Source organism: Acidovorax sp. GW460-11-11-14-LB4 (assembly GCF_059423685.1).
In genome coordinates, this window is the sequence record NZ_JBWKYJ010000050.1 from 20,620 (window position 1) to 38,037 (window position 17,418).

The window sequence follows — 17,418 nt, forward strand, 5'->3', positions numbered from 1 at the left end:
GTCTGTGGGTCCGTGTGTTGTCACCCTGCAGCTGTCTTCACCACGGCATACCGCTCCAACGTGCGTTGCCTTGCGGCATCGTGCTCCACCACGGGCAAGGGGTAGGTGTCTCCCAGGCGCACGCCAGCTTCCTGCAACTCCAGCGGGCGCGCCAGCCAGGGGGCGTGGAGTGCCTTGGTGGGGAGCGCTGCAAGCTGGGGTAGGTAACGGCGGATGAACTTGCCCTCCGGGTCGAACTTCTCGCTCTGGCTCACAGGGTTGAAGATGCGGAAATAGGGCTGGGCATCACACCCGCTGGAGCTGGCCCACTGCCAGCCGCCGTTGTTGGCGGCCAGGTCGAAGTCATTGAGGTGCGTGGCAAAGTAGGCCTCGCCGCGGCGCCAGTCGATGCCCAGGTCTTTCACCAGAAAGCTTGCCACCACCATGCGCAGGCGGTTGTGCATGTAGCCCGTCTGGTTGATCTGCGCCATGGCGGCATCCACCAGCGGGTAGCCGGTGCGGCCCTCGCACCAGGCGGCAAACAGGGCATCGGCCCCGGGGCCGGTCTCCCAGGCGATGGCGTCGTAGGCCGGTTTGAAACTCTGGCCCACCACATGCGGGTGGTGGTGCAGGATCTGGAAGTAGAAGTCCCGCCAGATCAGTTCGCTGAGCCAGGTCGTGGCGCCCGGGTTGCCCTCCAGCATCAGGCGGTGCGCCGTGCGCGCCAGCAAGCGCGGCGAGATGGTGCCAAAACGCAGGTGCACGCTCAGGTAGCTGGGCCCTTTCACCGCTGGAAAGTTGCGCGTGTCCTCATACCGCTCGATGCGGCCGAGAAAATCGTCGAATAACTGCTGTGCGCCCTGGGCGCCGGTGGGCAGGCGCAGCTGGGACAGCGCTGTGGGCTCAAACCCGAGGTCCTGCAAAGTGGGCACCGGCTGGCAATAGGCTTCCGGTCGTGCGGCCAGATGGTGGGCGTGGCGCTCCACCGGATAGCTCTTGAGCTGGAACACATCGATCTTCTTGAGCCATGCATTCTTGTACGGTGTGAACACGCTGTACGGGTTGCCTGTCTGCGTCAGCACCTCGCTGCGCTCGAGCAGGGTATGGTCTTTGAACGTGTGGAAGGCCTTGCCTGCGGCCGCCAGGCGCGTGCGCACCAGGCGGTCGCGGTCCAGCGCCTGGGGTTCGTCATCGTGGTTCGCAAAGACCGCCTGCACGTCCAGGGCGTTGGCAAGTGCCGGAATGACCTCGCTGGCCACCGCGTGCCACACGATGAGGCCTCCCCTTTCATTCCCCGAAAGTGCGCGCAGGGTTTCATCTAGCTCCACCAGCGACTCCCGGATGAACTCCACCCGCCGGTCGGCGCGGGGCAGGGCATCGAGGATGTCCTTGTCAAAGACAAAAGTGCAGAACACCTGCTCGCAGCGCGTCAGCGCGTGGTACAGGGCCGCCTGGTCGTGGGCACGCAGGTCGCGGCGGAACCAGACCAGGCCACGGGAGTAAGTGGGCTCGGGGGAGGGGGGCATGTTCACCGTTAAAATTGCGGGATGTCTTTCGATTCTGCGCCCATCAACCTGACGCATCACTTCCTGATCGCGATGCCCGGCCTGGAAGATGAGTCTTTTGCGCGCAGCGTCGTCTATCTGTGTGAGCACAGCGAACGCGGTGCGCTCGGCCTCATCATCAACAAGCCCACCGATATCACCCTCAAGGGCCTGTTTGACAAGGTGGACCTGTCGCTGCGCCGCGAGGACCTCACCAAAGAGCCCGTTTTTCAGGGCGGCCCGGTGCAGACCGAGCGCGGATTTGTGCTGCACGAACCCATGCTCATGGACAAGGGGGAAACCGACGAGTCGGCCTACGCCTCCACCATGACCATCCCCGGTGGCCTGGAGATGACCACCTCCAAGGACGTGCTCGAAGCGCTTTCCACTGGCGCAGGTCCCCGCCGCGTGCTCATCACGCTGGGGTATTCGTCCTGGGGCGAGGGGCAGTTGGAGTCTGAGCTTGCCGAGAACGCCTGGCTCACGGTGGCCGCCGATCTGTCGGTGATCTTCGACACGCCCGTGCCCGAGCGGTACGACCGAGCCCTGTCGCTTCTGGGCTTGCAGGCCTGGATGCTGTCGCCCGAGGCGGGGCACGCATGACTGGCGCGCCCGCTCAGTCCATCCAGCCGCCAGCCGTTCCTGCGCATTTCCAGACCTTTCTTGCTTTTGACTTTGGGCTCAAGCGCACGGGCGTGGCCTCGGGCAACCGCATGCTCAAGAGCGCCACACCCCAGCGCACCATCCAGGCCGAGGGCGACGCCCGTTTTGCCCAGGTGGCCGAGCGCATCAAGGAATGGCAGCCCGATGCGCTGGTGATCGGCGTGCCCTATCACCCCGACGGCGCGAGCCACGAAAACACTGCACGCGCGCTCAAGTTCGGCCGCCAGCTGCGCGGGCGCTTTGGCTTGCAGGTGTTCGAGGTGGACGAGCGCTACAGCACCACCGAAGCCATTGCAGGTGGTGCCAAGGATGCCGACGCGGCCTCGGCCTGCATCATCCTGGAACAGTTTTTGAGGAATCTCCCATGACCACCCCATCCCCCGGAATGTCCGGCAGCCTGGTGCTTGATGCCGAGGCGCTGTACCGCGAACTGCTGCGCGGCGTGCGCAGCATGTTGACTCCCACCACGCGCCTGGCGGGCATCGCTTCCGGCGGCGCCTGGCTGGCCGAGCGCCTGCAAAAAGACCTGGGTCTGGAAGGCCCGGCCGGTGTGTTGTCATCGGTGATGCACCGCGACGACTTCGCCCAGCGTGGCCTGTCGGCCAGTGCGCAGACCGCGCTGCCGTTTGACGTGAACGGCGCCGACGTGCTGGTGCTCGACGACGTGCTCTACACCGGCCGCACCATCCGCGCCGTGCTCAACGAGCTGTTCGACTACGGCCGCCCCGCCAGTGTGCGCCTGGCCGTGCTGGTGGACCGTGGCGGGCGCGAGCTGCCCGTGCAGGCCGACTTTGCTGCGGCCCGGGTGGCCCTGCCGGTCGCCCATTCGCTGGCCCTGGCGCGTGGCGACAGCGGCACCTTCCAATTCCAAGTCCAAGACAAAGACTAAAGAGGCCTGACCGTGCTGCACAAGCGCAATCCCCAACTCAACGGCAACGGCGAACTCATCCACCTGCTGTCCATCGAGGGCCTGCCGCGCGACATCGTCACGCACATCCTCGACACGGCCGCCAACTTCGTCAGCGTCAACGACCGCGAAGTCAAGAAGGTGCCCCTGCTGCGCGGCAAGAGCGTGTTCAACCTGTTCTTCGAGAACAGCACGCGTACGCGCACCACGTTCGAGATCGCGGCCAAGCGCCTGTCGGCCGACGTGATCAACCTTGACATCGCGCGCAGCTCGGCCAGCAAGGGCGAGTCGCTGCTCGACACCATCGCCAACCTGAGCGCGATGGCAGCCGACCTGTTCGTGGTGCGGCACAGCGAGTCCGGCGCACCGTACCTCATCGCGCAGCACGTGGCGCCGCATGTGCACGTGATCAACGCCGGCGACGGACGGCATGCCCACCCCACGCAGGGGCTGCTCGACATGTACACCATCCGCCACTACAAAAAGGACTTCAGCAACCTCACCGTGGCCATCGTGGGCGACGTGCTGCACTCGCGCGTGGCGCGCTCGGACATCCACGGCCTGACCACCTTGGGCTGCGCCGAAGTGCGTGTGGTGGGTCCGCGCACCCTGGTGCCGTCGGACATGGCGCAAATGGGCGTGCGGGTGTGCCATACGCTTGAAGAAGGCATCAAGGATGCCGACGTGGTCATCATGCTGCGCCTGCAGAACGAGCGCATGAGCGGTGCGCTGCTGCCGTCCAGCCAGGAGTATTTCAAGAGCTTCGGCCTCACGCAGGAAAAGCTGCAACTGGCCAAGCCCGACGCCATCGTCATGCACCCCGGACCCATCAACCGTGGCGTGGAGATCGACTCCGCCGTGGTGGATGGCAAGCAGAGCGTGATCCTGCCACAGGTGACCTTCGGCATCGCGGTGCGCATGGCTGTCATGTCCATCGTCGCAGGGAACGAGGCGTGACCTCGGGGATGAATACTCCTGTTTTCATAGCTGTTCGTGCTTATAAATCAAGCGCTAACAGCCAATTTGGCTTGAAATCATGAAGATACTGATCCAGAACGGCCGTGTGATCGACCCCGCCTCGGGCCTTGACCAGACCTGCGACATCGCGCTGGCGGCGGGCCGCATCGTGGGGGTCAACCGCGTGCCGCCCGACTTTGCGCCCAACCGCACCATCAACGCTGCCGGCTGCATCGTGTTGCCCGGCCTGGTGGACCTGGCCGCGCGCCTGCGCGAGCCCGGCCACGAGCACGAAGGCATGCTTGAATCCGAAATGGCCGCCGCCGTGGCCGGTGGCGTGACCAGCCTGGTCTGCCCGCCCGACACCGACCCCGTGCTGGACGAGCCTGGCCTGGTGGAGATGCTCAAGTTCCGCGCCGAGAAGCTGCACCAGTCGCGACTGTTCCCGCTGGGCGCGCTCACGCGCAACCTCGCTGGCGAGGTGCTGACCGAGATGGCCGAGCTGACCGAATCCGGCTGCGTGGGCTTTGGCCAGGCCGAGGTGCCGCTGGCCAGCACCCAGGTGCTGCAGCGCGCGCTGCAGTACGCCGCCACCTTTGGCTACACGGTGTGGTTGCGCCCGCAAGAGATGCACCTGGGCAAGGGCGTGGCTGCCAGCGGTGCGCTGGCCACGCGGCTGGGCCTGTCGGGCGTGCCCGTGGCGGCCGAGACGATTGCGCTGCACACCATTTTTGAACTGCTCAAGACCACCGGCGCGCGCGTGCACCTGTGCCGCCTGAGCAGCGCTGCTGGCGTGGAGCTGGTACGCCGCGCCAAGGCCGATGGCCTGAAGGTCACGGCCGATGTCAGCATCAACTCGCTGCACCTCACCGAAAACGACATCGGCTTCTTTGACAGCCGCGCGCGCCTGACGCCGCCCCTGCGCCAGCAACGTGACCGCGACGCCCTGAGCGCGGCGCTGCTCGACGGGACCATCGATGCGCTGGTGTCCGACCACACCCCGGTGGATGAAGACGCCAAGACCCTGCCGTTTGCCGAAGCCGAGCCCGGCGCCACGGGTCTGGAGCTCCTGCTGTCGCTGGCGCTCAAGTGGTCGCAAGACAGTGGTGTGCCTTTGCAGCGCGCGCTGGCAGTGGTCACGGCAGAGCCCGCACGCGTGCTGGGCAACGCGCTGGGTACCTTGCAGGCCAGCGTCGGCCAGATCGTGGAAGGTGGCGTGGGCGACCTCTGCATCTTCGACCCGCAGGCAGCGTGGACGGTGCAGGACGACGCGCTCGCCAGCCAGGGCAAACACACGCCGTTCTCGGGCTACGAACTGCCCGGCCGCGTGCGCATGACCCTGGTCGGCGGACAGGTCGCTTTTGACCGCAGCTGAGACGGCGCGACGCTGCGATAGCGAGGCCCGGCCGTGAAGTTCCTGCGCGCCAGTTGGCGCCTCTTGCGGCTGCTGGGTCACATCGCCAAGGGCCTGTGGATTGTGGCGCTGCGGTTTCCGTCGCTGTCGCCGGACCAGCAACACGCCCGCGTGCAGGCGTGGTCGCTGGAGCTGCTGGCCCATGCGGGCATCAGCCTGCACATCCTGGGGCAGCCCCCGGTGACTGGCCCGGTGATGCTGGTGGCCAACCACATCTCGTGGCTCGACATCCCGGTGATGCATGCGGCGCGGCACTGCCGCTTTGTCTCCAAGTCCGACGTGCAGGCCTGGCCGCTGATCGGCACCCTGGCCACGGCGGCGGGCACGCTCTACATCGAACGCAGCTCGCGCCGCGATGCGCTGCGCATGGTGCGCTCGATGCAGGAGGCGCTGGAGCGCGGCGAGGTGCTGGCCGTTTTCCCCGAAGGCACCACGGGCGACGGGCGCGAGATGCTGCCCTTCCACGCCAACCTGCTGCAGGCCGCCGTGGCTGCAAAGGCGCCCGTGCAGCCCGTAGGCCTGCGCTTTGCCGACAAGGCCACGGGCGCCACCAGTTTTGCTCCCAGCTACATCGGCGACGAAACCCTGGTGGGCTCGATCTGGCGCACGCTCAGCGCCCCGCCCATCGAGGCCGTGGTGCACTACGGCCCCCCGGAGCTGGCAGGCGAGCGCGACCGCCGCACCTGGACGCAGCACCTGCACGACACGGTCGATCAGCTGCGCAAGGCCTGAGAACGCACACAGGATCCCTGGGTTCCCAACGAGCTGTCTTTGTGCGGCAAAAGCGTGCATATTCCACGCTTTGGGCCCTGCAGGTGGTCGTCCAGGTGGTCTGCGCGGCGCAATGTCCCGTATCGTCCGCGCTTTCCATTTGCCTGCGGGTCATCGCAGGCCTTTGCACACTGCCGGGAGGGCACCATGAACCTGATTGAACGCGCCAAAAGCATTCTTCTGCAACCCAAGGAGGCATGGGCCACCATCGATGCGGAGGCCACCGACACCGCTACCCTGTTCACCCGCTACGCCATGGTCCTGGCCGCCATTCCGGCGGTCTGCGGTTTCATCGGCATGTCGCTGATCGGCTTTGGCGGTTTTGGGGTCACCATCCGCGTGCCTTTTGTCTCCGGGCTGGTGAACATGGTCGTGTCATACGGGTTGAGCCTGGTGGGCTTGCTGGTGCTCGGTTTCATCATCGATGCGCTGGCGCCCACCTTCGGCGGGCAAAAGAACGCCATCCAGGCACAGAAGGTGGCGGTGTACGCCAGCACGGCCGCCCTGCTGGGTGGTGTGTTCAGTCTGCTGCCATCGCTGGCCATGCTGGGCCTGCTGGCGGCGGTGTACTCCATCTACCTGCTCTACACCGGCCTGCCTGTGCTCATGCGCAGTGCGCCCGAAAAGTCGGTGGGCTACACGGTGGTGGTCATCATTGCGGCCATCGTGATGGGTGTGGTCATCGGTGCCGTCAGTGCGCTGTTCATGCCGCGCAGCGGTGCGCTGTTTGGCGGTGCCGATGCCCCTGCCATCACCATGAACACGCCCGCTGGCAAGGTGTCCATCGACACCGCCGGTCTGGAAGCTGCCGGCAAGAAGATGGAAGAAGCCGCCCGCAAGATGGAAGAGGCCCAGAAGAGCCAGGATCCGGCCGCCATCGCAGCCGCCACGGGCGATGCCGCCAAGGCCGCTGCGGGTGTGCTGGGTGGTGGTCAGGCCATTGCGGCCCAGTCGCTCAAGGCGGCCCTGCCCGAGAAGCTGGCGGGCCTGCCCCGCACGGGTTTTGATGTGCAGGACGGTGCAGCCCTGGGCTTGCCCACCAGCCAGGCCAGCGCCCAATACGGCAACGACGACAAGCAGCTGCGCCTGGAGATCGTGGACGTGGGCGGCCTGGGGCAGATGGCGGTGATGGCCATGGGCATGGCGCAGGGCGAGAAAGAAGACCAGACCAGCGCCGAAAAGACGTGGCAAGAGGGTGGCCGCACCCTGCACCAACGCTACGACAAGGATGGCAGCCACGCAGAGTTCAAGACCATCCTGAAGAACGGCCTTGTGGTCAGCATTGAGGGCGACAAGATCGGTGTGAAAGAGCTGCGAGGCCTGATGTCGCAGGTGGACCTGAACGGGCTGGAAGGCCTGCAGCGCAAGGGCAAGTCCTGAGCGGAAGGGGATTTGCTATTGATTCAATAGCATTCAGGCGTGTTCGACTAGCGCATCCGGCCGATTTTGATTCCATCACCCCCTCAGCCACGTGGAAACGTCACCACGTGGTCCACCTGGGCACGGATGCCGATCCACTCGCCCAGCGCGTGGTCGTGGTGGCTGGGCACATGGGCCAGCACCGTGTGGCCACTGGCCAGGCGCAGGGTGTACAGAAACTCCGACCCCCGGAACGACTTGCGCACGATTTGCGCCTGCACGGGCGCGTGGTCGTCGTGCACGATGTCGTCGGCGCGCAGCAGCACATCACATTCACCCGCAGGGTAGCTGCTGGGCAGGGGGCACTCATCCAGGTCAGTCAGGTCGCCCAAGGGTGTTTGGGCCACCACGTTGTTGCCGCGCTGCACCAGCGTGGCGGGGGCAAACACGCCGTGGCCGATGAAGTCGGCCACAAACCGCGTGGCGGGGCGGTGGTACAGGGTGTAGGCATCGTCCCACTGGTGCAGGTGGCCTTCGTTCATCACGCCAATCACATCGCCGATGGCAAACGCCTCGAACTGGTCGTGCGTCACAAACAGCGCCGTGGCGCCTGCGGCCTTGAGAATGCCGCGCACCTCGTGTGCCAGGCGCTCGCGCAGGTCCACGTCGAGGTTGGAAAACGGCTCGTCCAGCAGCATGAGCTGTGGGCGCGGCGCCAGCGCACGCGCCAGCGCCACACGCTGCTGCTGGCCGCCAGAGAGTTCGTGCGGGTAGCGGTGCTCGCTGCCCGTCAGGCCCACCAGCTGCAGCACCTCGGCCACCCGCGCGGCCTGCTCGGCCTTGGGCAACTGGTGGATGCCAAACGCCACATTGCGGCCCACCGACAGGTGCGGGAACAGCGCGTAGTCCTGGAACACCATGCCGATACGGCGCAGCTCGGGTGGCACGCTCAGGCGGGCGCTGCTGACCACGCTTTTGGTGAGGCGGATTTCGCCCCCCGTCACGGGCTCCAGCCCGGCCACGGCGCGCAGCAGGGTGGTCTTGCCGCAGCCGGAGGGGCCGATCAGCACGCCGATGTCACCCGCTTTCAGGCTGAGCGTGACGCCTTGCACGGCGGCCTGTGCGCGGCCTGCGTAGTGCACTTCGAGTTGGGAGACCTCAAGAAACATATCTGTGCATTTTAGGCGGGGTGGAGTGAATGCTTAAAATTCGCATTTGCATTCCTGGGTGCTGCGGTGCCCATGCCTTTCGGCAGGTGTGCGCTTTCTTTCCTCTGCCGAGCCCATCGCCTTGCGCCGCACGCCGTCTTCTGTCTTTCGCAGCATCCCGCTGATCCTGTTTGCAGGCTTTCTGGCCTTGCCGGTGCTGGCGGTGCTGGCGTCGTGGCTGCCGTTCTCGCCCACCGGGCAGGGCGATGCGCAGACGGGCGCCATCCTGCGCGAAATGGCGGCCACGGTGCTGCCCGGCTATGTGTGGACCACGCTGTGGCTCAGCGTGCTGGTAGCGTTGGGCGCGGCCGTGGTGGGCACGCTGGCGGCGGCGGCCGTCACGCTGTTCGACTTTCCGGGCCGCCGCACCTTTGAATGGCTGCTGCTGTTGCCGCTGGCGATGCCCGCCTACGTGACGGCCTACGCCTACACCGACTTTCTGCAGTTCAGCGGCCCGCTGCAGGTGGGCCTGCGCAACACCTTCGGCCTGGAAGGCCGCCTGCTGCCCGAGGTGCGCAGCCTGGGCGGCGCGGTGTGGGTGTTCATCTTCTCGCTCTACCCCTACGTGTACCTGCTGGCGCGTACGGCGCTGGGTGAGCGTGCTGCTCACCTCATGGAGGCCGCACGCCTGCTGGGTGCACCGCTGCCGCGCCGCATCCGCGCCGTGGCCCTGCCGCTGGCACGCCCGGCCGTGGCGGCTGGCGTGGCGCTGGTGCTGATGGAAACCCTGGCCGACTTTGGCGTGGCCAGCTACTTCGGCATCCAGACCTTCACCACGGGTATCTACAAGGCCTGGCTGTCCATGGACAACCGCCTGGCCGCCGCGCAGCTGGCCACCATGCTGCTGGTGGTGGTGATGGCGCTGCTGCACCTGGAGCACCGCGCGCAAAAGCGCATGCGTTTTGCCACCGGCGGCGGGCGCGCTGGCTCGGCCGAGGCGCAGCCGCTGCGGCTGCATGGTGCGCGCCGGTGGGCCGCCTGGGCGGTCTGTACGGTGCCAGTGGTCATGGGTTTTGTCGCCCCGGTGGTCTTCATGCTGCGGCCGCTGGCGGCCGACTGGTCGGTGCTGCCGTGGGAGCGGTTCATGGAATGGGCCTGGCACAGCGTGCGCTTAGGATGCATCACTGCGGCGCTGGCCGTCGCCATCGCGCTCGCTCTGGCTTTTGCGGTGCGCCGCCAGCCCGACGCCATCACGCGTGGCGTGGTGCAGCTGGCCAGCGTGGGTTATGCCGTGCCGGGCGCCGTCATCGTGGTGGGGCTGTTGTTGCCCGTAGGCTGGCTGCAGGCGGCCATGCCGCATTGGGGTGTGGGCGCGCTGGTCACGGCCACGGCCTTTGGCATTGTGTGGGCCTACTTGGTGCGGTTTTGTGCAGTCGCCCTGCAATCCATGCAGAGCGGCTACGCGCGGATTCCGCCCAGCCTGGACGACTCTGCCCGCATGCTGGGCATGGGCAGCGCAGGCCTGCTGGCACGCGTGCACTGGCCGCTGCTCAAGCGCTCTACCGCCGCCGCAGCGCTGCTGGTGTTTGTGGATGTGATGAAGGAGCTGCCCGCCACCATGGTGCTGCGCCCCTTCAACAGCGACACCCTGGCCGTGGTGGCCTACCAGCTGGCACGCGACGAGCGCCTGGGCGAGGCGGCATTGCCGTCGCTGGCGCTGGTGGCGGTGGGGCTGGTGCCGGTGATTTTGCTCAGCCGTACGTTGCGCAGCCGGGCGTAGACCGAGGCCACAAAGCAGCCGAGGCAGAGGGGGAAGGGGGCGTTGCTGATGCATAGCCTTCCCAATTCCCCTGACAGATCGCTCCAATCTATCGTACCGCTGTCCTTGCCCTGGCGTCACTGCATCGGGTGGATGGATCCCATGTACTGACCGCCGCGCGAGTCACTGGGCAGGCGCACTATCAACGTACGGTAAGACTTGTAGTTGCCGTCTTTCAGCTCATCTCCAACCCAGACAATCCATTCTTTCTGCAAGCGTCTACCACCAAATTCGTTGGCCGGGCGCTTCACCACACCGACGATCTTCAGGCTGAAGAATTGTGTGCTCGTTTCGACCTCCACCGTGTCTCTGGTCATCGTCACTTTGCCCGAGGCCAAAAGAGTGTTGAGCGTGTGTGTTTGACCGTCGGCCCGGTTGCGCAGCGATGACGGGAAGGTGCGCATGTCCAATCGCTCGAAAAGCGTTCTGGCCACGTTGGCAGGCAAGGATGCTTGGGTCACGATGAACGGCTGGAGGCCGAGCATCTGAACTGCGTCGCACACCAAGTATTCACTGCGAATCTCAGCACTGCGTGTGGATTCGTCCGGCGCAGTGGAAGACAAAAGGTTGGAGTACTGCGCGCAGTTATTTGCCACGCCCCCGTTGTCAAACAGCAAAGCGGTCCTCGGGGCAAAAAGCGCCATCTTCAGATCCGTCAATGCGGCAGTCAAAGCAGGGTTTTGTGTGCTTACCTGGGTGATGGCGTGGTGAGCGGAATTGCTCACCGCATGCGATGCGGCCAATGAGAAATAGAGAGTTATTGTCGCAGTGAGCCAAAATTTCTTCACTTTATGTTCCCAATAGCGTGTGGCGTCCCCTGCCTGCCGAAATACCATCATCACGCTGGCGAGGCGGATTGTCGCCGTCGGCGCTGGTGCCTGTGATTTTGCTCAGCCGTACGTTGCGCACCCGATACTGACGCCACAACACTTTAGGACCCTACCAGTCCCTACCAGCAATAAACTGCTTACTGAAGCTCAGTGCCCTGGTTGCGCGGCAGGGTCAGCGTGAAGCGCGCGCCTTGGCCTTCTGCGGATGACAGCGTGAGCGTCCCCCCCATCAGCACCGCCAGCGCCCGCGACAACGCCAGCCCGAGGCCCGTGCCGCCGTGCTGGTAGCTCACCTGGTCGTTGCCTTGGCGAAATTTCTCGAAGATCGTTTCGTGCAGGTGCGCCGGAATGCCCGGGCCGGTGTCCACCACATGAAAGCGGACGGCGTCGTTGCTGGCGTCCACTTCGATGGTGACCGAGCCTGCGGTCGTGAATTTCATGGCGTTGGACAGCAGGTTGTTGAGCACCTGCTTGAGCCGCAGTCCGTCGCACATCAAAGTGTGGGGGGCGTCTGGGGCAATGCGCACATGGAGCGCCAGGTTCTTGTTGGCGGCCGTGACGGCAAAGAAGTCGGCGGTGGACTGAACAATCTCGGCCACGTTCTGTTCGGTGGGGAGATGGGGCATGGCGCCGGCTTCTACCTTGGCCAGGTCCAGGATCTCGGTGAGCAGGGCATTGAGGTGGTCGGCTGCTTTGCGGATCAGTCCCGCCTGCTCTTTGTATCGGGGCTGATCCAGTCGCAGTTCCATCAGCTCGGCAAACCCCCGGATACTGGTGAGGGGGGTGCGCAGCTCGTGCGACACGGCGGCCAGGAACTCGCTCTTGGCCTGGCTGGCAGAGCGGGCCTCGGCCTCGCTGATGCGCAAGGCGGCATTGGTGCTTTCGAGCTTGCGCACGCTGCGCACGAAGATGATCGCTGCACCCACCAGCGCCACACTGAACAGCGCCATGGTGAACAGGGCCACATTGCGGCTGGCGCGCCATTCCTGCAAGGCCTCGTCGGTGCTGGTGGCCACTACCACCATCAGAGGGTAGGTGCCAACACGGCTGTAGGCATAAATGCGTTCGATACCGTCGATGCCACTGGAGCGCACGTAGTGGCCGCTGGGGCCGCGTTCTTCTGCATTGTTGTCCGGACTGCGCGGCACTACGCTTCCCATTCCGACACTCTGTCCGCCCATCACTCTTGCACGGATGGTGCGGTCGTTTCCGATGAGTGTTACGACACCTGTTTGCCCCAGTTGGACTCCCCGGTATACATCCTCGAAGTAACCTGGGTTCACCGAGGCAACGATCACGCCTGCTACGCCGCCGCCAGCGTCTGGAATCTTCCGCGACAACTGGATGGTGGCCTTGCCAGACACCTTTCCAATCACGGGCTTGCCCACAAACAGTCCGCTAGGCGTCTGCTGCAGGCGGGCCGCCTCTGACGTGTTGGGGTGGAGGTGCACCTGCACGTGCTCACGCTCTGACAGGTCAACGTGACCCGTTTTCTCGCCGGTGGGGTCGATGTTGCTCCCAATGAACCGGCCGTCGGGGCCAACCAGTGAGAGCTGGGTCAGGATCTGAGGAGCGAGCCCGGTCTCGTTGGCGAACCGCGTGAAGTCTGCCTTTTCAAAATCGTTGGCCTGCACAGCGTCACGCATCCGAAGGGTCGATTGGTCAACGGCGGCCATCACCCGCACGGTCTGCTCGCCCAGGCTGAGGGCGAGATTGCTGTTCTGGCGAACCTGCGCGTTCATGGCATCGCGCCGTGACACATCCATAAGAAGAGCCACGGTACCCCAGGCCATGAGCAAGACCAAGGCGGTACCCCATGCCACCATGGAACGCAAAGGCAGGCTGGATGGCCGCTTGAGGCGCGGTGCCGCAATGCTGGTGGCTGACAGCTCGGGGGCGATGGCGGAGGGCGGTGTAGGGGCCGTCATGGACAAATGTTTCCAGGCGCAACTACAACCATCATAGGCGCGCTCCGCGACTAGGTCACTGGCGGCTGCCGCGGCACTGCGGTCCTTGCAGTTTCGTACCCAGCCTGCGCCACCCCAGTATGACGCCTGTCACGCTCATCACCGCCCCACCCAAGCTCAGCGCGATGAGCATCACATCCCAGAGCGGTCTGCGCTCCAGCAGCGGCAGCCAGTCCCAGCTGTGCAGCATGGCAAACAGCCAGCGGCTCGTGCGGCGGTGGCTGTCGGTGCGGCCCAGCACGGCGCCGGTGTGAGGGTCGATGTGCACCCAGGTGGCGTGCGGGTCGTCGAACACCACGCGTAGCGCGGGCAAAGGCTTCTCGGCGCCGCCAGTCATGGTGTGGGCAGCGCGGTCGTAGTAGTGCAGGTCGTAGGCGGTCAGGGTGTCGGTGCGCACCACCGCGTGGGGCAACAGGCGCGCGGCGGCTTCGGCCACAGCACCCGGGGCCCACACGTGCGCGGCGGCGGTGATGACGTCCAGCACCGTCGGGGCGCCTGTGGGGCTGTGGGCCAGCACCAGCGTGTGGCCGGCATGGCGCACCCACCGCAGTTCACGGGTGTTGGGCGACGCCGCAGAGAGCAAGGCTTGCACCGCTGCTGCCTGCGCGGGCACTTGCAGGGGCCCGCCATTCATGGCCTGCTGGCGCAGTGGCATTGCGCCGCTGTCGAAAATTTTCCACGGGTTCATGGACATGAGGCCGCTGAAGATCCAGGTGAACGTGATGACCGCAAATACCAGCCCAAACACATGGTGCCAGCGCATCATGTAACCCCTGTACGGCGTGCGCGCGCCCGTCTTGTACCGGCCCCGGAAGCGCCAGCGCAGCACGCCCACCACCGTGCCCGTCACCGCGAGCACGATGCCTGCGATGGACAGCCAGTTCACGATGTCCGTCCAGTAGTCATTGAAGACATTGCCCCGGAAGGGGTAGAGCCAGTGGATCCAGGCGCCTGCGTAGTTCCAGGCGCGTTCCTGCAGCGGTGCATCGCGCACCACCTCGCCGGTGGTGCCCGACACATAGACCACGGTGCCCGCGCTGTCGCCCAGGTGCAGGCGGTGCAGGGGGCGGTGCACATCGAGTGCGCGCGAGTGGGTGAAGGCGTCCTCGTCGATGGTGCCCTCGTAGTCGATGGACGGGTTGGCTTCCTGTGCAAAGGCGCGGGCCGAGGCGATGGCGTGCGTGGCGTCCACACGCTGCAACCGCTCGCCGGTGATGGCGTCGATGACCGCAGGCGCAGGTGCCCTGCGCGGGCGTGGCGCGGCGTCGCCGGTGGGTACTGCGGGCACCACGAGGTACACGGCGCGTCCGCCGGTGGCCACCGCCAGCCGCAGGTCCTGCAGCGGGCCTACCAGGCCCGCGCGCTGCAGGGCATCGGCGGGTTCCAGCAGGCGCTTGGGGCCTAGCATGGTGCTGCGCAGGGGCGGCAGATGGGCAAGGCGCTCGGCCTGCGTGAGCTTTGGGTAGCCCACGTACATCATCACCACGCCCGAGACGAACCACATGGCGAAGAAGGCGCATAGCAACACGCCCAGCCAGCGGTGGACGAGGTACAGCCAGCGTTTGGCGTGTGGCATGTCCGGTGCTCCGCCTGCGTCAGAACGCGGTGTGCAGCGTCACGTCCAGCGTGCGCGGTGCGCCCAGGTAGACCTGGTCGCGCGTCTCTGCCGCGTAGATGCGGTCGGTGGCGTTGCGCACGCGGGTGGTGAGCGTGGTGGTCTTGTTGATCTTCCAGGCCAGGCCCAGGTCCAGCAGCGTGTACGACGGCCAGAACTTGGTGTTGGCTGCGTTGCCGTACACCTTGCCCACATGGCGCACGCCCGCGCTGGCCGTGACGGTGGGTGTGATCGCGTACGAGGCCCACAGATTGGCCACCTGCTGCGGAACCAGTTGGGGCACATTGCCCGCGCGTGAGACACCGCCCTGCACAAAGTTCTCGTACCGCGCGCGGGTCAGCGCCAGGTTGCCCTGCAACTGCCATTGCGGCGTGGGCCGAATGCCAGCCGACAGTTCGATGCCCTTGGACGACTGCTCGCCCACCAGCACTGTGAAGTTGGGGTTGGACGGGTCTTGCGAAGCGATGTTCTTGCGGCGGATCTCAAAGGCCGCGACCGTGGCGCTGCCCTTGCCGTCCCAGAAGTCGAACTTGCTGCCCACCTCGATCTGGCGGCCCGTGGTCAGTTCGCTGTTGTTGCGCACATCGGCAAACGAGGCCGAGGCCAGCGAGCCCGATGGCGGGTCGGCCGCGTTGGAGGCCTGTGCATACAAGTTGGCGCCGGGTGCAATGTCCCACACCACGCCCAGGCGGCCAGTGGTGGGGCTGTAGCTGCGGCTGAAGGTGGCGGGCGCGGTGGCTGTGACGGCGCGGCGGTTCACCAGGTCGAGATCGATGCGCTCGTGCCGCAGCGCGGTGATCAGATTCACTCCAGGCACCACGGCCGTGCGGTTTTCCAGGTACAGCGCGGTGTTGGTGATCTTGTTGTCCTTGTCAGGGTTCAGGACGGGTGACATGCCGGGAATGTCGAAGAAGTTCTCGGTGGAGAAGTGGTAGGGGTTGACCGTGCCCACGGTGACCGAGGGGCCGAACGGGAAGCGCGTCTGCTTGTTCACGCTCACGTCCAGGCCAAAGGCCCAGTCGCTCTTTCGGCCTGCGAGCTGGCCTTGGTACGTGCCCTCCAGCCGGTCGCCCACCAGCTGTTGGTCGTGGCGTTGCAACAGCGGGGACGTGCGCGTGACCGCAGTGTTGGTGGCATTGAAGGTGTAGGTCTCCACGTTGCGGTAGTCGCGCAGGGCGTCGTACACGTAGAACGTGTTCTTGAGCTGCAGCGCATCCGACACACGCCATTGCGCCACCGAGCGCAGCCATTGCACGCGCTGCTCGTACATCCCGTCGGCGCTGTTGTAGTTCTTGAAGCGCGTGGCCGGGTCGATGGCCAGCGCGCCCACGGCGGGGTTGAGCACCGGTGTGCCCCAGTACGGGCGGTCCACGTGGTCCCTCTGGTATTCGTAGGCCAGTGTGTGCGTGAAGCCGCCGCCCAGGTCGGACAGCAGCGAGGTCGCCAGTTGGGTGGACTGTGTTCTGGTGCCTTCGATCCAGCTGCCTGCGTTGCGGTGGTTGAGGTCGATGCGCGCGTAGTGCGCAGGACCTGCGCTGCCATCGCCGCCTGCAATGCGGCGGTTCAGGCCTACCGACACTTCCTTCAGGTCGTAGGAGCCCAGGCGCAGCTGGCCCTCGGTGAAGTCGCTGCGCTCGGCCGCCTTGGTGATGTAGTTGATGGAGCCGCCCACGCCGCCCGATCCGTACAGAAAACTCGACGCGCCGCCGATGGCCTCGACCCGGTCGTAGATCCAGCTATCGACCGCGCGTGTGGCGCTGCCGTACTGCGGGTTGATGCCGTTGTACAGCTGCGCGACCGAGTTGCTGGTGAAGCCCCGGTAGTGCGCGGACATGGAGCCCGGCGCGTTGTGCGCCACCACGCCCGGCACGGCGCGCAGGATCTCCTGCGTGTCTTGCGCGCCGCGTGCGTCGATGGTGGCGCGGTCCACCACAGTGACGGAGGCGGGGTTCTCGCGCACCGTCAGACCCATGCGGCTGCCTGTGTCCACGGGCGTGTCCAGGTTGAGTTTGCCGTTGGGCGATGCGGCGGCATCGACCACATCCACGGCCTGCATTGTGGGTGGGGTGTTGGTCTGTGCGTGGGCTGCGACAGACGACAGTGCGCAGGTGGCAAGTACGCCAAGGCACAGAGGGGAAAGGGGCAGGCGCGGCAAGGCCGCAGCGCTGCGCGAAGCAAAGGAAATACGGGACATGAAAACGCTCTTGTCTTGAAGCGACAGCGCAGCCACGCCCGCGTGGGGTGCACGCAGGGCTGCGCCATCTGGAAACCAGCGGGAACGAGGCAGCACCCGACCACCAGGTACCGGGCACTGCCAACAAGCTTCAGATCAAGAGCGCGATGGGGGCCCGCGTGCGGGCAGGGGGGCTGCAGTGACGGCCGCAATGCGGGCGGCCTCGACGGGCTGCAGCGCATGGGCCAGGGGGGGGGGCGGCAGCACGGCGG

Annotated in this window: 14 protein-coding genes; 8 read left to right on the forward strand and 6 right to left on the reverse strand. The window is 65.9% G+C overall.

The features are described from left to right. Positions 1 to 20 precede the first annotated feature (20 nt). A complete protein-coding gene (locus AC07X4_RS16715; RefSeq protein ID WP_494740707.1) occupies positions 21 to 1,505 on the reverse strand; it encodes a cryptochrome/photolyase family protein in 1,485 nt (494 codons plus the stop codon). A gap of 21 nt (positions 1,506 to 1,526) precedes the next feature. On the opposite strand from AC07X4_RS16715, the gene AC07X4_RS16720 reads away from it, so the two are divergent. The 7 genes from AC07X4_RS16720 to AC07X4_RS16750 all read left to right on the forward strand — a co-directional run bounded on the left by AC07X4_RS16720 (position 1,527) and on the right by AC07X4_RS16750 (position 7,615). Further along, positions 1,527 to 2,126, forward strand: a complete 600-nt coding sequence (locus tag AC07X4_RS16720) for a YqgE/AlgH family protein (RefSeq protein ID WP_015015583.1) — start codon at positions 1,527 to 1,529, stop codon at positions 2,124 to 2,126. After that, the gene (ruvX, locus tag AC07X4_RS16725; RefSeq protein WP_488805155.1) at positions 2,123 to 2,554 is read left to right on the forward strand and encodes a Holliday junction resolvase RuvX; all 432 of its coding nucleotides are present in this window, start codon (positions 2,123 to 2,125) and stop codon (positions 2,552 to 2,554) included. Before AC07X4_RS16720 ends, ruvX begins: the two co-directional genes overlap by 4 nt. Next, a complete protein-coding gene (pyrR, locus tag AC07X4_RS16730) occupies positions 2,551 to 3,075 on the forward strand; it encodes a bifunctional pyr operon transcriptional regulator/uracil phosphoribosyltransferase PyrR (protein ID WP_060987636.1) in 525 nt (174 codons plus the stop codon). The genes ruvX and pyrR overlap by 4 nt, the downstream gene beginning before the upstream one ends. A 12-nt stretch (positions 3,076 to 3,087) precedes the next feature. After that, on the forward strand, positions 3,088 to 4,050 hold the full coding sequence (locus tag AC07X4_RS16735) for an aspartate carbamoyltransferase catalytic subunit (protein WP_056066217.1): 963 nt from the start codon (positions 3,088 to 3,090) through the stop codon (positions 4,048 to 4,050). 79 nt (positions 4,051 to 4,129) lie between these two features. Beyond that, positions 4,130 to 5,425: a dihydroorotase gene (locus AC07X4_RS16740; protein ID WP_099729342.1), complete on the forward strand. Its 1,296-nt coding sequence runs from the start codon at positions 4,130 to 4,132 to the stop codon at positions 5,423 to 5,425. 33 nt (positions 5,426 to 5,458) lie between these two features. Further along, entirely contained in the window at positions 5,459 to 6,196 is a 738-nt protein-coding gene (locus tag AC07X4_RS16745; RefSeq protein WP_494740701.1) for a lysophospholipid acyltransferase family protein, read from the forward strand. Positions 6,197 to 6,382: 186 nt separating this feature from the next. After that, positions 6,383 to 7,615: a Yip1 family protein gene (locus AC07X4_RS16750; RefSeq protein ID WP_494740702.1), complete on the forward strand. Its 1,233-nt coding sequence runs from the start codon at positions 6,383 to 6,385 to the stop codon at positions 7,613 to 7,615. 83 nt (positions 7,616 to 7,698) lie between these two features. On the opposite strand, the gene AC07X4_RS16755 is transcribed toward AC07X4_RS16750, so the two are convergent. Then, positions 7,699 to 8,763 (reverse strand): ABC transporter ATP-binding protein, encoded by a 1,065-nt coding sequence (locus AC07X4_RS16755; RefSeq protein WP_056066206.1) that lies wholly within the window; start codon positions 8,761 to 8,763, stop codon positions 7,699 to 7,701. Between the two features lie 121 nt (positions 8,764 to 8,884). Between AC07X4_RS16755 and AC07X4_RS16760 the strand changes: the two genes are divergently transcribed. Then, a complete protein-coding gene (locus tag AC07X4_RS16760; protein ID WP_436076029.1) occupies positions 8,885 to 10,522 on the forward strand; it encodes an ABC transporter permease in 1,638 nt (545 codons plus the stop codon). 116 nt (positions 10,523 to 10,638) lie between these two features. On the opposite strand, the gene AC07X4_RS16765 is transcribed toward AC07X4_RS16760, so the two are convergent. From AC07X4_RS16765 to AC07X4_RS16780, 4 genes are all read right to left on the reverse strand, one after another. Next, positions 10,639 to 11,349: a hypothetical protein gene (locus tag AC07X4_RS16765; protein WP_494740703.1), complete on the reverse strand. Its 711-nt coding sequence runs from the start codon at positions 11,347 to 11,349 to the stop codon at positions 10,639 to 10,641. 179 nt (positions 11,350 to 11,528) lie between these two features. Continuing rightward, positions 11,529 to 13,319, reverse strand: coding sequence for a sensor histidine kinase (locus AC07X4_RS16770; RefSeq protein ID WP_494740704.1), 1,791 nt, complete (start codon positions 13,317 to 13,319; stop codon positions 11,529 to 11,531). 55 nt (positions 13,320 to 13,374) lie between these two features. Then, a complete protein-coding gene (locus tag AC07X4_RS16775) occupies positions 13,375 to 14,934 on the reverse strand; it encodes a PepSY domain-containing protein (protein WP_494740705.1) in 1,560 nt (519 codons plus the stop codon). A gap of 19 nt (positions 14,935 to 14,953) precedes the next feature. Further along, positions 14,954 to 17,167, reverse strand: a complete 2,214-nt coding sequence (locus AC07X4_RS16780) for a TonB-dependent receptor (RefSeq protein ID WP_056746982.1) — start codon at positions 17,165 to 17,167, stop codon at positions 14,954 to 14,956. Between the last annotated feature and the right edge of the window lie 251 nt (positions 17,168 to 17,418).

What these genes read in the sequence shown, in the direction of transcription:
- AC07X4_RS16740 (WP_099729342.1), top strand. Translation starts at nt 4,130, where the DNA reads ATGAAGATACTGATCCAGAACGGCCGTGTGATCGACCCCGCCTCGGGC.
- pyrR (WP_060987636.1), top strand. Translation starts at nt 2,551, where the DNA reads ATGACCACCCCATCCCCCGGAATGTCCGGCAGCCTGGTGCTTGATGCC.
- AC07X4_RS16770 (WP_494740704.1), bottom strand. Translation starts at nt 13,319, where the DNA reads ATGACGGCCCCTACACCGCCCTCCGCCATCGCCCCCGAGCTGTCAGCC.
- AC07X4_RS16750 (WP_494740702.1), top strand. Translation starts at nt 6,383, where the DNA reads ATGAACCTGATTGAACGCGCCAAAAGCATTCTTCTGCAACCCAAGGAG.
- AC07X4_RS16755 (WP_056066206.1), bottom strand. Translation starts at nt 8,763, where the DNA reads ATGTTTCTTGAGGTCTCCCAACTCGAAGTGCACTACGCAGGCCGCGCA.
- AC07X4_RS16780 (WP_056746982.1), bottom strand. Translation starts at nt 17,167, where the DNA reads ATGTCCCGTATTTCCTTTGCTTCGCGCAGCGCTGCGGCCTTGCCGCGC.
- AC07X4_RS16715 (WP_494740707.1), bottom strand. Translation starts at nt 1,505, where the DNA reads ATGCCCCCCTCCCCCGAGCCCACTTACTCCCGTGGCCTGGTCTGGTTC.
- AC07X4_RS16720 (WP_015015583.1), top strand. Translation starts at nt 1,527, where the DNA reads ATGTCTTTCGATTCTGCGCCCATCAACCTGACGCATCACTTCCTGATC.
- AC07X4_RS16775 (WP_494740705.1), bottom strand. Translation starts at nt 14,934, where the DNA reads ATGCCACACGCCAAACGCTGGCTGTACCTCGTCCACCGCTGGCTGGGC.
- ruvX (WP_488805155.1), top strand. Translation starts at nt 2,123, where the DNA reads ATGACTGGCGCGCCCGCTCAGTCCATCCAGCCGCCAGCCGTTCCTGCG.